At 62.2% G+C, this 14,873-nt stretch carries 10 protein-coding genes; 5 read left to right on the top strand and 5 right to left on the bottom strand.

The genetic code is table 11. From position 1 onward, the window contains the following. Window positions 1–137: 137 nt before the first annotated feature. The 3 genes from LT40_RS10160 to LT40_RS10150 all read left to right on the top strand — a co-directional run bounded on the left by LT40_RS10160 (window position 138) and on the right by LT40_RS10150 (window position 4,825). Complete coding sequence (locus tag LT40_RS10160) at window positions 138–1,193, top strand: tetratricopeptide repeat protein (RefSeq protein ID WP_043189587.1); 1,056 nt, start codon at window positions 138–140, stop codon at window positions 1,191–1,193. A 117-nt stretch (window positions 1,194–1,310) separates the two neighbouring features. Beyond that, window positions 1,311–2,795, top strand: coding sequence for an ATPase domain-containing protein (locus tag LT40_RS10155; RefSeq protein ID WP_043189584.1), 1,485 nt, complete (start codon window positions 1,311–1,313; stop codon window positions 2,793–2,795). Between the two features lie 2 nt (window positions 2,796–2,797). Then, complete coding sequence (locus tag LT40_RS10150; protein ID WP_043189582.1) at window positions 2,798–4,825, top strand: hybrid sensor histidine kinase/response regulator; 2,028 nt, start codon at window positions 2,798–2,800, stop codon at window positions 4,823–4,825. A 1-nt stretch (window position 4,826) separates the two neighbouring features. On the opposite strand, the gene LT40_RS10145 is transcribed toward LT40_RS10150, so the two are convergent. The 5 genes from LT40_RS10145 to LT40_RS10125 all read right to left on the bottom strand — a co-directional run bounded on the left by LT40_RS10145 (window position 4,827) and on the right by LT40_RS10125 (window position 13,305). Then, entirely contained in the window at window positions 4,827–7,208 is a 2,382-nt protein-coding gene (locus tag LT40_RS10145) for a UvrD-helicase domain-containing protein (RefSeq protein WP_052393381.1), read from the bottom strand. 225 nt (window positions 7,209–7,433) lie between these two features. Beyond that, window positions 7,434–9,074: a phosphoglucomutase (alpha-D-glucose-1,6-bisphosphate-dependent) gene (gene pgm / locus LT40_RS10140; RefSeq protein ID WP_043189579.1), complete on the bottom strand. Its 1,641-nt coding sequence runs from the start codon at window positions 9,072–9,074 to the stop codon at window positions 7,434–7,436. Window positions 9,075–9,245: 171 nt separating this feature from the next. Continuing rightward, the gene (gene garD, locus LT40_RS10135; protein WP_043189576.1) at window positions 9,246–10,799 is read right to left on the bottom strand and encodes a galactarate dehydratase; all 1,554 of its coding nucleotides are present in this window, start codon (window positions 10,797–10,799) and stop codon (window positions 9,246–9,248) included. Window positions 10,800–10,886: 87 nt separating this feature from the next. Continuing rightward, the gene (locus tag LT40_RS10130; protein ID WP_043189572.1) at window positions 10,887–12,248 is read right to left on the bottom strand and encodes an MFS transporter; all 1,362 of its coding nucleotides are present in this window, start codon (window positions 12,246–12,248) and stop codon (window positions 10,887–10,889) included. Between the two features lie 316 nt (window positions 12,249–12,564). Beyond that, a complete protein-coding gene (locus tag LT40_RS10125; RefSeq protein WP_043193559.1) occupies window positions 12,565–13,305 on the bottom strand; it encodes a FadR/GntR family transcriptional regulator in 741 nt (246 codons plus the stop codon). Window positions 13,306–13,519: 214 nt separating this feature from the next. Here LT40_RS10125 and LT40_RS10120 point away from each other — a divergent pair, with 214 nt between their 5' ends. Together LT40_RS10120 and LT40_RS10115 are read left to right on the top strand one after the other, a co-directional pair. Then, on the top strand, window positions 13,520–13,924 hold the full coding sequence (locus LT40_RS10120; RefSeq protein WP_052393380.1) for a YkgJ family cysteine cluster protein: 405 nt from the start codon (window positions 13,520–13,522) through the stop codon (window positions 13,922–13,924). 93 nt (window positions 13,925–14,017) lie between these two features. Further along, window positions 14,018–14,869 carry an STAS domain-containing protein gene (locus LT40_RS10115; RefSeq protein ID WP_043189570.1) on the top strand — a complete coding sequence of 284 codons (852 nt, stop codon included), beginning with the start codon at window positions 14,018–14,020 and terminating at the stop codon, window positions 14,867–14,869. Window positions 14,870–14,873 lie beyond the last annotated feature (4 nt).

Raw genomic sequence — 14,873 nt, 5'->3', positions numbered from 1 at the left:
GATGGCAGAAAGGGTGCGCTAGTAAACCTCACCGGCAGGTGGCTTGCCAATGGTCGCGGCTGCATCGATTTGACTGAGCCTGGACTGTGACCCAAGCTGAATGCCCTGGCCAAGCCTGCGCTTTTTCGGATACCTGCATGTTCAAACGCGTTCGCCTTTCGCTGATCGTTATCCTTGTGACACTGCTGCTGGCGGCGCTCTGGTATGCCTGGCGCCCGGCTGCCACGCCTGCCCCTGTCGCACCGCAGCAGGGTTACAGCAACGCATTGAGTCAAGCCCGCAACGGTCAGCCTGGCGCCGCGCGGGTGCTCTATCAGCAGCTGGCGCGCAGCGACCTGAGCGCCGAGCGCCGCGCCGCGCTGTACGCGCAACTGCCCAACTACCCAAGCCCCCAGGCCCTAAAGCTGGCCACCGCCGACCTGCACGACGATGTCGCCGAGGTGCGCCACGCAGCGATCGACGCCGTGATCGGCCTGGTGCCCGAGAGCCAGCGCAGCGTGTTGCTGGGCCCATTGCTGGAGGATCGCGACGAGGCAATCCGCTTTCATGCCGTTCGTGGGTTGCTCGGCTTGCCGGCTGATGAGCTGGGCCTGTATTTCGCGCACCTGGACAAGGCCGTGAACGCCTACATCACTGCCCTTCAAGGCCAAACGGACGACGCCGCCGCGCAGCTGGAACTGGCCCGACTGTATCTGCACGACGCCGCTCACGATCAAGCCGAACAGGCCTTGGCTCGCTATCGCCTGCTCGAACCCGATGACCTGGACGCCATCGCCGTGCAGGTGGAACTGCTCGAGCGCCAGGGCAAAAGCGATCAGGCTCGTCGCCTGCTTGCCGAACAGCTGCTGGCTCATCCGCAATCGGCCCTCTTGCAGCAGCAGTTGGGCCTGTGGCTGATGGCCCATGACGAAGACGAATACGCCCTGCTCGCCCTGGCCCGTGCGGTGGAACTGGCGCCGGACAACAACGACTACCGCTATGTGCTGGCCACCAACCTGCACGATCTGCAGCAGGTCGAGGCGGCCCAGAAGCAGCTCGAGGAGATTCTGCGGCGCGATCCGGCCAACCGCCGCGCCCGGGTGCTGTTGATCCAGTACTGGAAGGAAACCGGTCAGTTGCAGAATGTCCAGGTGCTGCTGGCTGAACTGGAACAGCAGAATGCCGACGATCCCAGCTTGCAGCAGGGGCTGTAGAAGCCCGAGAATCGAAATCTTCAAAGCTCGGAACCCCCCTAATGGCGGCGGTGTCCAGTATCATGCTGTAACAGCTTCCGCCCCCCTCCGCCCTTTCCGCTACCCGAGGACACATTTTTGACGACGGCCAAAGCAGCCACCGGTATCGCCGGGCTGGACGACATCTTGGGCGGAGGTCTGACCCGCAGCCATATTTTCCTGCTCGAAGGCCAGCCAGGCGCGGGCAAGACGACGGTCGCCCTGCAGTTTCTGCTCGAAGGGGTGGCGCAGGACGAAACCTGTCTCTACATCACACTGTCCGAGACCGCCAAAGAGCTGCGCGAAGGTGCCCGCTCCCACGGCTGGGAACTGGACGAACGGGTGACGGTATTCGAGTTGACCCCGCCGGAACTGGTGCTCGACCTGCAACAGCAGCAAAGCCTGCTGTACAGCAGCGACCTGGAGCTGGGCGAGGCGACTCGGCAGATCTTCGATGAAGTGGAACGGGTGAAGCCCTCGCGAGTGGTGCTCGACAGCCTCTCCGAGGTGCGCCTGCTGGCACAGGGCTCGCTGCGTTACCGCCGGCAGATCCTGGCCATCAAGCACTACTTCGCGCGTTTCCATGCCACGGTCCTGCTGCTGGACGACATGACCAGCGAGCCGCTGGACAAGACCCTGCACAGCATTGCCCACGGCGTGATTCGCCTGGAAGAAACGGCGCCGGACTACGGCGCAGAACGGCGGCGGTTGCGCATCATGAAATTTCGCGGGCAGAAATACCGCGGTGGCTACCACGATTTCACCATCCAGTCCGGCGGCATTCACGTCTACCCACGCCTGGTGGCAGCCGAGCACCGCGCGACGTATGAACGCACTCAGCTGACCTCCGGCATCACGGAACTGGACGCGTTGCTGGGAGGCGGCGTCGAGAACGGTTCGAGCACCCTGATCATTGGCCCCGCCGGTACCGGCAAATCGCTGATCTCCATGGTCTTCGCCGCGGCGGCGGTGGCCCGCGGTGAAAAAGTCGCGCTGTTCATCTTCGACGAGGAACTCAGCCTGCTGTTCGAACGCATGAAGAAGCTGGGCATCGACTTGCCGGCTTACCAGCAGCGAGGCGAGATGGTCATCCATCAGGTGGACGCAGCCGAGCAGTCGCCCGGCGAGTTCGCCCACATGGTGCGCAACAGCGTCAATTTGCACGGCATCAAGACGGTGGTGATCGACAGCATCAATGGTTATCACGCGGCCATGATGGGTGAGAAAACGCCGGTGCTGCACATCCACGAACTGCTGCTCTATCTCAACCGCCTGGGCGCCTCGACATTCATGACGGTGGCCCAGCAAGGCGTGGTCGGCGACATGAAGGCGCCCGTGGACATCACCTACCTGGCCGATACCGTGATTCTGTTGCGCTACTTCGAAGCCCTTGGCAATGTGCGCCGCGCCGTGTCGGTGATCAAGAAGCGCTTCGGCGGGCATGAAAATACCATCCGTGAATACACCATCGGCGGCCAGGGCCTGACGCTTGGCGGTCCCCTCAGCGCGTTCCAGGGGGTGTTGCGCGGGGTGCCGACCTACGTCGGTGAGGCACGGCCCCTGCTCGATGCAGATGATCAGTGAAGATGACGATTCCTACATCGGAGCGTGTGCTGGTCCTTGCGCCTCTGGGCCGCGACAGTCAGGTCGCCTTGCAGATCCTTGGGCAGGCCGGTATCCAGGGCATTGCCGTGGGCGACGTCGACGAGCTTTGCGCCCATCTGCAGCGTGAAGGCGCGGGCATGTGCATCGTCGCCAACGAAGCGCTCTCCGAACCCAAGATGCAGCCGCTGCTGGTGTACCTGAGCCAGCAACCGGCCTGGTCCGACCTGCCGATCGTCCTGATGACCCATCAGCGCGCGGCCGATCAGGCGCAATCCATGCTGTTGGCTGCGCGCCTGGGCAACGTCACCTTCGTGGAGCGTCCTTTTCACCCAATGACGCTGGTGAGCCTGGCCAAGACCGCCATCCGTGGGCGCCGCCGGCAGTACGAAGCCCGTGACCGCCTGCTTGACCTCGGCGAGAACGAGCAACGCTTGCAGCATGCCATGAGCGCCGGGCGCCTGGGCGCGTGGGAGTTGACCCGCAGCCCGCTGCAGTTGAACTGCTCGAACCGAACCCGCGCCCATTACGGCATCGAGGCCGATGCCCATTTCGACTACTCCGACTGGCTCCTGTGCGTTCACCCCGGCGATCAGGCAATGATGCAAGAAGCGCTGATCAACAGCCTGCAACTGGGTGCCGATTTCGCTCTGCAGTTTCGTAATCGCTGGCCCGATGGTTCAGTGCATTGGGTCGACGTGCGGGCCAGGGCGATTCCTGACGCGAAGGGCTTGATCCAGGGGTTGGTCGGGGTTACCACCGACATCACCGAGCAAAAAGCCGCCGAGCAGCAGTTGCGCGAGCTCAACGGCAACCTCGAACAACAGGTCGAAGAACGCACTGCACAAGTCAGGGTCAATGAAGAGGCCCTGCGCCAGGCGCAGAAAATGGAAGCCGTGGGCCAGTTGACGGGAGGCATTGCCCACGACTTCAACAACATGCTCACCGGCATCATCGGCAGTCTGGAACTGATGCGCCGGCGCATGCACCGCGGCCAGTTCGACGATCTGCCGAAATTGATCGACATGGGCATCAGTTCGGCCAACCGCGCCGCCTCCCTCACCCACCGCTTGCTGGCATTCTCCCGCCGTCAGTCCTTGGACTCCAAACCGGTTCAGGTGAATGAACTGGTTCACTCCATGGAAGAGCTGCTGCACCGCAGCCTGAACGAAAGCATCAGCTTGCACATGCGCCTGGAGCCGAACCTGTGGATTGCCGAGGCCGACCCTCATCAACTGGAAAGCGCCCTGCTCAACCTGGTGATCAATGCCCGCGACGCCATGCCCGGCGCTGGCGAGGTGACCGTAGAGACAGCCAATCGGCATCTGGATGAACGCTTCACCAGTGCGCAGCAGAACCTGGAGCCTGGCGACTACATCATGCTCAGCGTCAGCGATACCGGAATGGGCATGGACCCGGCCGTGGTCGATCGCGCCTTCGATCCGTTTTTCACCACCAAACCCATCGGCCAGGGCACCGGCCTGGGCCTGTCGATGATCTACGGCTTCAGCAAGCAATCGCGTGGCCACGTGGCCATCCACAGCACGCCTGGCGAAGGCACCACGGTATCCTTGTACTTGCCGCGTTGTTACGCCTCGCAGTTGCCGCCCAGTCTGGTACCGGTAATCGAGTCACCCATGGCCAGCAACGGTGAAACGGTACTGATCGTCGAAGACGACCAGGCAGTGCGCACACTGGTGTGCGAGGTCCTGCGCGAATTGGGCTACCGCTATCTGGAAGCTGCCGACGCCAGCGAAGCGCAGCCGATCCTCAAGTCTGCGCAGCGCATCGACCTGTTGATCAGCGATGTGGGCTTGCCGGGCATGAATGGCCGGCAACTGGCCGAAGTGGCGCGCAACCTGCGGCCCGGCCTCAAGGTGCTGTTCATCACCGGCTATGCCCAGCATGCCGAAGTGCGCGCCGGCTTCCTGGATGACGGCATGCAGATGATCACCAAGCCGTTTGCCTTCGACGTGCTCACGGCCAAGGTCCGGGAAATGTCCCAGGCTTGAGTCAGCGCCTGGGCTTGACCCGCAGGTCGCTGAAGCACGGCAGGCTGGCTTCGATGCGATCCGAGGCGCGAGCGCCTGGCTTGGTGGCGCTTTCCACGTACCAGTAGCAGCTGTGGATGGCACGGGTGATACCCACATAGGCCAGGCGCAGCGCTTCTTCGTGCTGGGCACTGTCGTAACCGTCGGCCTGTCCCGCTTGCGCCAGCCCTGCCAGGGCATAGACCTGATTCTTGTAGGGCGAGCGACTGGCGTACTGGCAGTCGCCCAGCAAAAACACCGCGTCGGCCTGCAACCCTTTGGCACTGTGGAAGGTAAGTTGGCGCAAGCGGCGCTGCTCCAGCGGCAATGCCTGGTCGATCTGGATCAACCCCTGGATATGCTCGGCCAGCGCCTGACGGTCGCTGTTGCGACGATAGAGCACGAGGATCGAATCCCCGGCCGCATGATGCTCGGCAGCGCGCCGCGCCAGGTCGGCGAGATCCCGACTCAGCACGGTGACCGGCACCGGCTCGCGGGTGAACGCCGTGCGCGCCTGGGCCTTCTTGCCCGGTATGGCGGGGGCCGATGCAACGATGTGTTCGGCGGCATCGATGATCGCTTGATGGCTGCGGTAGTTGTCGATCAGCAGGACGCGGGTGTGCTTGTGCGCACCGAACGTTCGATTGAACTGCATGAAATAGCTGGGCGTGCTGCCGCGCCAGCCATAAATGGACTGCCAGTCATCGCCAACACACATCAGCGAGCTGTTTTGCGCCTTGCGATCAGTAGCCAGCGCCGGGCCACGGCGCAGTATTTCCGTCAGGCATGCCCGCAGCCAGCCAACGATTTGCGCGGAAATGTCCTGGAACTCATCGACCAACAGGTGGGACATGGGACGCAGTGCATCATCGGGCAGCTCGCCAACCCGCGAATCTGCGCCTTCGCCCAGCAGCGCGAACATGCGGTTGAACAGCATCACCGGTGGCTTCTGCTGTTGCAGATGCGCTTCGAACGCTGGCCAGTAGGTCCGCAGCGCCGCGAAGAAGCCGGCCTCTGGATCTTCTGCGTCCCAGGTCATGCGATCGATGGCATCGGGCACCTGCAATCCCAGGTTCTCGATGAAGGTTGCTGCAGCCACGAAACAATCGAGCAAGGGAGCCGGAGCGAGTTCGCCCGGCAGCTGATATTCGAACCCAGGGCCGGAAAGGGCCTTGCTGTTCAATGCGCTCAGAACTTTCTTGGCATCAGATGGGTTATCGAGCCATATCAATGGTTTATCGCAGAAAGCTTGAAACAGGGTGCGCTTGACCGCCCATTCACCCCACACGGGTATCTTGGCTGTGGGCCGGGTCAACTGCGCGTCGGTCGCGGCGTCGAACCCCAGCACGACCCACGTGTTCAGCTTGGCGATATACCCGTGCGTCGTAAATTTAAATCCTTTTATATCAATAGCTTGCCGATCTATCTTAATCCCTTTTATAGGCCAAGATCCTGCTACCTGCCAATACTCTTCGATCAGGTCACACAGTTCTGCGTCGCGGGCACTGGCCAGGCTCAGCGCTTTCAAGCGCTTCTGAACGTCAGGATCCTGTGGGTCCAACTTGCGCAGTTGCGCGGCGCCTCGGCGCAGGCTGGCAATGTGACCCGCGAAGACTGGATCGTTGCCCATGAGGCTGCGATAGCACTCGTTCATCAGTTGACGCTGAGTGTCATTGAGACGGAGTTGGAACGGATTGGCGTCGTCAGTGCCTGACCCGGCGGCGCCTAGGTTCTCGAACGCACGCACGTCGGCCAGGCCGGGCAATGCATGAATCAGGGGAAGTGCTAACGAATGATAGGTCCGGACAACCTCACGTAGTTTCTCGAATACGTAGGATATTTCCCATTTATCAAAAATTTGGCAAAGCTTCTTGATAAAGTCTCGACGTGATTCTCGCGTGAACGTCACTACGCTCAGGCTGTCCAGCTCGTAGCGCAGGTAGTGATGTAGCACCAGAACGCGCAATACCAACGAAGTGGATTTTCCCGCACCTGCGCCGGCAACTACGCACGTGGCCGGTGTAGTGCTGAAAATCATCTTCCACTGTGCAGCGCTAGGCTGGGCATGCTCGGGCAAGCGTGCAGCAACGTCGGCCTTGATGGTTTTTTTCAGCGCAGGCGTCAGCTCCAGTTGCCAGGGTGCGAACAGCAACGGCTGAGGTGCCTGAAGTGCAACGGGTTTTTTGGGCTTTTGTCGCGGACGGCTTTCCTGGGATTTGGCGAGGTCAGCGGACGGGGTGGTCGTTGGCGCGTCAACCAGTGAGGTGTGAAACCAGGCTTCGCGCTGCTGCGAGCGCAGCCAACGCCAGCCCCGGGCGATCAAGCCCTGGGCCTGACGGTCTTTATCGGTAGGTTGCGATGACACAAAAGCTCCTGGGCACGTCGCGAGGACCGCAATATACCAAAGATCCCGTCAGCGCCTCACCCCTGCTATCGCAGCGCCCATGACGCGGCTTGCGCCGCTGGTACACATACCCCGCTCCCCGTAGCAGCGGCGCAAGCCGCGTCCAGCAGCACCGCAGTGCATCAGACACACCGCAACCACCGCCGACGCGGCTTGCGCCGCTGCTACGCGGGCCGTCACGTGGGGTCAACCGATCGCCGAATCCACCAACACCTGGGCTTCGGCCACGAGGCGTTGCAGGTGGGCTTCGTCGATGAAGCTTTCGGCGTAGATCTTGTAGATGTCCTCGGTGCCCGATGGGCGCGCCGCGAACCAACCGTTGGCGGTGATGACTTTCAAGCCACCGATGGCTTGGCCGTTACCCGGCGCATGGCTGAGAATCTGCTCGATCGGCTCGCCGGCCAGCTCGGTCGACTTGACCTGCTCGGGCGACAGCTTGCTCAGGGCCGCCTTCTGCTGCGGGTTGGCCTTGGCCTCTACACGCGTGGAGAACGGCTCGCCCAGGCTCTGGGTGAGGGCCTCATACGCCTGGCTCGGATCGCGACCCGTGCGGGCTGTCATCTCGGCGGCCAGCAGTGCTGGAATCAGACCATCCTTGTCGGTGGTCCACACAGTGCCATCCTTGCGCAGGAACGACGCCCCAGCGCTCTCTTCGCCGCCAAAACCCAGCGAGCCATCGAACAGCCCATCGGCGAAATACTTGAAACCTACCGGCACTTCGTGCAGACGACGTCCCAGGCGTGCCGTCACGCGGTCGATCAAGCCGCTGCTGACCACGGTCTTGCCCACGGCGGCATCGGCGCGCCACTGCGGACGGTTCTGGAACAGGTAGTCGATGGCCACCGCCAGGTAGTTGTTCGGCGCCAGCAACCCGCCTGTAGGGGTAACGATGCCATGACGGTCGTGGTCGGGGTCGCAAGCGAAAGCTACATCGAAGCGATCCTTCAGGCCGATCAGCCCCTGCATGGCATGGCTGGACGACGGATCCATACGAATCTGTCCATCCCAATCGACGCACATGAAGCGGAACGTGGAATCGACTTCGGTGTTCACCACCTCGAGATCCAACTGATAGTGCTCGGCAATCGCCGACCAGTAGCGCACACCTGCCCCGCCCAGCGGATCCACGCCCAGGCGCAGGCCGGCTTTGCGAATCACGTCGAAGTCGATCACGTTGACCAGGTCGGCCACGTAATGATGGATGTAGTCGTGACGGTGTGTGGTCGCAGCCTTCAGCGCCTGCTCATGGGGCATGCGCTTCACATCGCGCAGGCCGTCGGCAAGCAATTCATTGGCCTTGGATTCGATCCACTTGGTGACGTCGCCGTCGGCGGGCCCGCCATTGGGTGGGTTGTACTTGAAGCCACCGCTCTGCGGCGGGTTATGCGACGGGGTGATGACCACGCCGTCGGCCAGGCCGCTGCTACGCCCGCGGTTGTGGCAGATGATCGCGTGGGACACGGCCGGCGTTGGGGTGTATTCGTCGTCCTTGGACAGCATCACCTGCACGCCATTGGCCGCGAAGACTTCCAGGGCGCTGGCACCGGCTGGCGTCGACAGCGCATGGGTATCGATACCGACGAACAGCGGGCCGTCGATGCCCTTGCTCGCGCGGTACAAGCAGATCGCCTGGCTGATAGCCAGCACATGGCCCTCGTTGAAGCTCAGGTCGAACGAGCTGCCACGGTGCCCCGAGGTGCCGAAAGCCACACGCTGGGTGGGCTCGCTCGCATCCGGCTGGCCGGTGTAATAAGCCGTGACCAGACGCGGGATGTCGATCAGCAATTGGGCTGGTGCAGGTTTGCCCGCAAACGGACTGAGCTTCATGCGAAAACCTCTAGTGTAGGTACCGAAACGGTGAATGACAGTTTAGTGGCACTTCGACACTGGAGGTAGCTATTTGATTCCCTTTTTTGACGCTTCTTTTGTTCACCCGCACGACAGCCACCCGCGGCAGCGGATTGCCCGCTGCCCTTTCCTGCCATCAGGGGCGCTCGATCAGGTGATCGGCGCGGGGTTGAACAGGGTGATGTCGTTGTGCAGGCGATAGCGCTCAGCCCAGGTCTGCTTCTCACCGCTGGCCACCGCCAGATAGTAGTGGAACAACTCCCAGCCCAGCTCCTCTATGGTTGCCCGCCCGGTGGCGATACGCCCGGCGTCGATATCGATCAGGTCTGGCCAGCGCTCGGCTAGTTCGGTACGGGTGGACACCTTGACCACCGGCGTCATCGCCAGGCCGTAGGGCGTGCCGCGCCCGGTGGTGAATACGTGCAGGTTCATGCCCGCAGCCAGTTGCAGCGTGCCACAAACGAAGTCGCTGGCCGGCGTGGCGCAGTAGATCAGACCCTTGCGATTGACCCGCTCGCCCGGACCCAGTACGCCGTTGATGGCGCTGCTCCCCGATTTGACGATCGAACCCAGGGATTTCTCGACGATGTTGGACAATCCGCCTTTCTTGTTGCCCGGCGTGGTGTTGGCACTACGGTCCGCCGCGCCGCGCTCCAGGTAGTTGTCGTACCAGTCCATCTCGCGCACCAGCTCGGTCGCCACTTCGTGGGTCTCTGCCCGCGAGGTCAGCATGTAGATCGCATCGCGAACCTCAGTCACCTCGGAAAACATCACCGTGGCACCGGCCCGGATCAGCAGGTCCGAAGCAAAGCCCAACGCCGGATTGGCCGTGATCCCGGAGAACGCATCGCTGCCACCGCACTGCATGCCCAGAATCAGCTCGCTGGCAGGCACGGTTTCGCGACGACGCAGGTCGAGCTTGGCCAGGCGCGTTTCGGCCAGGGCCATGATCTGTTCGACCATTTCACCGAAACCGTGACCCGAATCCTGCAGGCGGTACAGCCACGGCTCGCTGAGGTCTACCGAAGGGTCGTCCTCGTGCATCACCTGCCCGGCCTGCAATTTCTCGCAACCCAGGCCGATCACCAGCGCTTCGCCACCCAGGTTGGGGTTGCGCGCCAGATTGCGCACCGTACGAATCGGAATATAAGCGTCGCGCGCGTTGATGGCGACGCCGCAGCCATAGCTATGGGTCAGGGCCACGACGTCGTCGACGTTCGGATACTTGGGCAGCAACTCCTCACGAATGCGCTTCACGGCGTGGTCCAGCACCCCGGTGACGCATTGCACGGTGGTGGTGATCCCCAGGATATTGCGGGTACCCACGGTGCCGTCGGCGTTGCGGTAGCCTTGGAAGGTGAACCCTTCCAGAGGCGGCAGCGCGGGCGGCACTGCGTCGGACATTGGCAGGCTGTCCAGGGGCGGCGCCGACGGCATCGCCAGTTGGCTCTCCTTGACCCAACTGCCTTGACGGATCGGTTCCAGCGCGTAGCCGATGATCTGCCCATAGCGCACCACCGTGCCGCCTTCGGCGATGTCAACGGTAGCCACCTTGTGACTTTGCGGCACGCCTTCGATGACTGTCAGGCCATCGGGAAAGCGACTGCCTTCGGCCACGCCCTGATCGTTGACCACGACCACGACGTTATCGGCCGCGTGCAGGCGCACGTAGCGGGGAGAATCGGAATGTTCGATCAATTGCATGGCTTGGCCCTTCCAATCAACTCAGGCTGAATCGAGAGCCGCGTGCCGGCCTTGCCGGCCGCGGTCTTGTCGTTGGCTGCAAGCGCCTCAGGGACGAGCGCTGGACAGCTGCGGTGCGTCGTCGACGATCGGATCGCCGTTCTCTTCGCGCAATACCACACGCTTGATGGGACCGACGATCACCAGGTAGCTGAACACCGCCACCAGGGCATTGGCACCCACATAGACCAGCGCGTATTTGAACGAGCCGGTGGCGCTGATGATGTAGCCGATCACGATCGGTGTGGTGATGGACGCCACGTTGCCGAACATGTTGAACAGGCCACCGCTGATCCCGGCGATCTGCTTGGGCGAGGTGTCGGACACCACAGCCCAGCCCAGGGCACCCACGCCCTTGCCGAAGAACGCCAGGGCCATGAACGCCACCACCATCCATTCAGCCTGCACATAGTTGCAGATGACCATGGTGGTCGACAGCATCAAGCCGCAGACGATCGGGGTCTTGCGAGCGAAGGTCAGCGAATGGCCACGACGCAGCAGGCTGTCCGAGATGACCCCGCCCAGCACACCGCCGATGAATCCGCAGATCGCTGGCAGTGAGGCGATGAAGCCCGCCTTGAGAATGGTCATGCCGCGTTCCTGCACCAGGTACACCGGAAACCAGGTCAGGAAGAAGTAGGTGATGCCGTTGATGCAGAACTGGCCCAGGTACACACCCAGCATCATGCGGGTGGTGAGCAGTTGACGAATGTAGCCCCATTTTGGCTTGGACTTGGCGCCCTTGGCCTGGTCCATGTCGACCAGCCCGCCGTTTTGCTCGATGAAGTCCAGTTCTTCGGCGCTGACGCTCGGGTGTTCCTTGGGGTTGTGGATGTACTTGAGCCACACGCCGGAGAACAGGATACCCAGGCCGCCCATGACCACGAACACATGTTCCCAGCCAAAGGAATGGACGATCCAGCCCATCAGCGGCGCGAACAGCACCGTGGCGAAGTACTGCGCCGAGTTGAAGATCGCCGACGCAGTACCGCGCTCAGCGGTCGGGAACCAGGCCGCGACGATGCGCGCGTTACCAGGGAAGGACGGCGCCTCGGCCGCACCCACCAGAAAGCGCAGCATGAACAGCGCGATCACCGCGTTGGCCATCGGCAGGTAACCGACGAACCCCTGCATCACCGTGAACAACGACCAGAGGAAGATGCTCCAGGCATAGACTTTCTTCGAACCGAAACGGTCGAGCAGCCAGCCACCGGGGATCTGCAGCAGGACGTAAGCCCAGCCGAATGCGGAAAAGATATAGCCGAGGGTCACGGCGTCGATGCCCAGGTCTTTCTGCAGACTGGCACCGGCGATGGAAATGGTGGCGCGATCCGCGTAGTTCAGGGTGGTCACCACGAACAACAGGAACAGGATCATATAGCGCACATGCGTCTTCTTCGTCGCTGGCATGCGAAGGTACTCCCACGAGTTATTTTTATGCGGGTAGAAAGTAGGTAACCGGGTTTTTCAGGTGTTACGCAGTCAACACGTGCGTGAACTGTGCGCCTGAGGAACGAAGGAGGTCGGACAACAGCGGAGAGAGATCGCGCGGATAATCATGGTTGCAGCACCCTGGACGTTGGAATTATTAGGGGACACCGGTCTGTGCCGGTACTGCAGTTACGTTATCGTACAACGCTGAGGATATCCATACCTCGGACGTGAATTATTTCCAAAGATGTCGTCAGAAGTGGACAGAGTCATCGTACTACGTACGGCAGGCTTGTCAGATCGACAAGTCCTCGTGTGCCTTGACCACGCGCGCACGGCTGTTGGCCAGGTGGATGCGCATGGCCGCACGGGATGCGTCATAGTCGCAACGGGCAACTGCTTCGAAGATGTGGGCATGTTCGCGCACCAGGCGCTCATGCTTCTGCTGCCGATCCAGGCGGGCAATGGCCACGGTGTCGAGGCGCGCACGGGGAAACATGCTGGTGCCGAAGTGGGTGATGATGTCGGCGAAGTAGCGGTTGTTGGAGGCCTGGGCGATCTGCAGGTGGAACTGGAAGTCGGAAACGATGGAGCCGCTGGTATCGGACGCGTGCTCGAAGCGTTTAAGCGCCTCTTCGATGCTTGCCAACTGCGCATCGCTGCGGCGCAATGCCGCCAGGCCCGCTGCCTCGATCTCGAAGCTGATACGCACATCGAGAATCGCAATCACGTCCTGCAGGGTGACGATGGTGGCAGGATCCAGGCGCGACACGGTGGAGCCGGGAACGTTGAGCACGAAGGTGCCGATCCCGCGGCGGGTTTCGACGATGCCCGACACCTGCAGCCGCGACAGCGCCTCACGCACCGTGGCCCTACTCACCCCACCCACGGCCATCAATTCAAGCTCGGTGGGCAGCTTGTCGCCGGGCCTGACCACGCCTTGGCTGATCATCCTGCAGACATCGTCCACCAGGCTCTGGGCCAGGTTGCCCGGCCTGCGGCGGGTGATGTCGGCGGTGACGAGGTCGTTGCTCATGGAGGGGCAATCGTGGCGGCAAATGGAAAACCGATCATATATCAGGGTGTTGTGCGATGACAGCGCGAACATGCCGTCTCCGGGCGGCGTTTTCCAGCAGCCTGGCGCCGTGAAATATACCTGGCAGACCCCCTTCCCAACCGCCGCCGCAAGCCTAGAATGGCGGCGTGGTCGCGGTCCCCAATAATGCTGTTGCCCCCCCTCCCGAGCCAACATGAGCAAACCCAACCCTTGCCTTGAGTGCGGCGCCTGCTGCGCGTATTTCCGTGTGTCCTTCTATTGGGGTGAATGCCAGTCTGCAGGCGGGCTAGTGCCCGACGAGCGCGTCATCCAGGTCACCCACAACCGGGTGGCGATGATCGGCACCGACGCCTCGCCTGCGCGCTGCACCGCCCTTGCCGGCGAAGTGGGCAAGGCCGGCGTGAGCTGTTCGATGTACGCTCAGCGCTCCAGCACCTGTCGCGAGTTCGATGCCTCGTGGGAGCATGGCGAGCACAGTCCGGCCTGCGACAAGGCGCGGGCGGCCCATGGCCTGCCGCCACTGCCGGCACCACTGATCACCTCGCTGGCCGCCGAGTCGATCCTGCAATCGGCCCTGGCCCCGGGCGCGGTTTTATAAGCGCCCGCTATTGCTCATCGACGAGGTAGGGCGTTTAGCAGATAATCGCCATCATTACGCTATCTTGCCCTATCTCTGTACAGGAGTTCCTGCATGGCCGCGCTGAACACGCAAACCGTTGACGCTTTCAAATCTCAACAAAATGCCATCGTCGAGCAATGGCTCGCCGGCCTCGAAGCCAGCGGTGCGACGCGCAACATCAAGGAAGCCGAGCTGCAACAACAGAGCAGCGAGCTGCTCAACCAGTTGATCATCGCCCTGGAGACCTGCCAGACCCACAACATTGCCGGCAGCCAGTGGGCCGACGTCCGTCAGGTACTGGAGAAGCTGTCCCACAGCCGTGCGCTGCTGGGTCACGACTCGCACCAGACTGCACACTTCATCTTCGCCTTGAAGCGTCCGTTGTTCGCCGTGCTACAGGCAGCGTACGCCAGCCAGCCTGCCGAGCTTGCCGAGCAACTGCTGCTGGTCTCCGACCTGCTGGACGGGCTGGGCATGCACACCATTCGCACCTTCCAGAAGTCCCGCGAGATGGTCATCAAGCGTCAGCAGGAAGAACTGCTCGAACTCTCCACCCCGGTGGTCAAACTGTGGGAAGGCGTACTGGCATTGCCGATGATCGGCACGCTGGACTCACAGCGCACTCAAGTCGTGATGGAGTCGCTGTTGCAGCGCATCGTCGACACCGGCTCGGAAATCGCCATCATCGACATCACCGGCGTGCCAACGGTCGACACCCTGGTTGCTCAGCATCTGCTCAAGACGGTCACCGCCATTCGCCTGATGGGCGCCGACTGCATCATCAGCGGCGTGCGACCGCAGATCGCCCAGACCATCGTCCATCTGGGCCTTGACCTGCAAGGCGTGGTGACCAAAGCCAACCTCGCGGATGCGCTGGCCTTGGCTTTGCGCCGTCTGAACCTGACCGTCAGCAAGGCAGACTGACGCC

The organism is Pseudomonas rhizosphaerae, assembly GCF_000761155.1.
Taxonomy (GTDB): domain Bacteria; phylum Pseudomonadota; class Gammaproteobacteria; order Pseudomonadales; family Pseudomonadaceae; genus Aquipseudomonas; species Aquipseudomonas rhizosphaerae.
The sequence above is the reverse complement of the archived record's forward strand: the minus strand, read 5'-3'. Positions and strand labels throughout refer to the sequence as shown.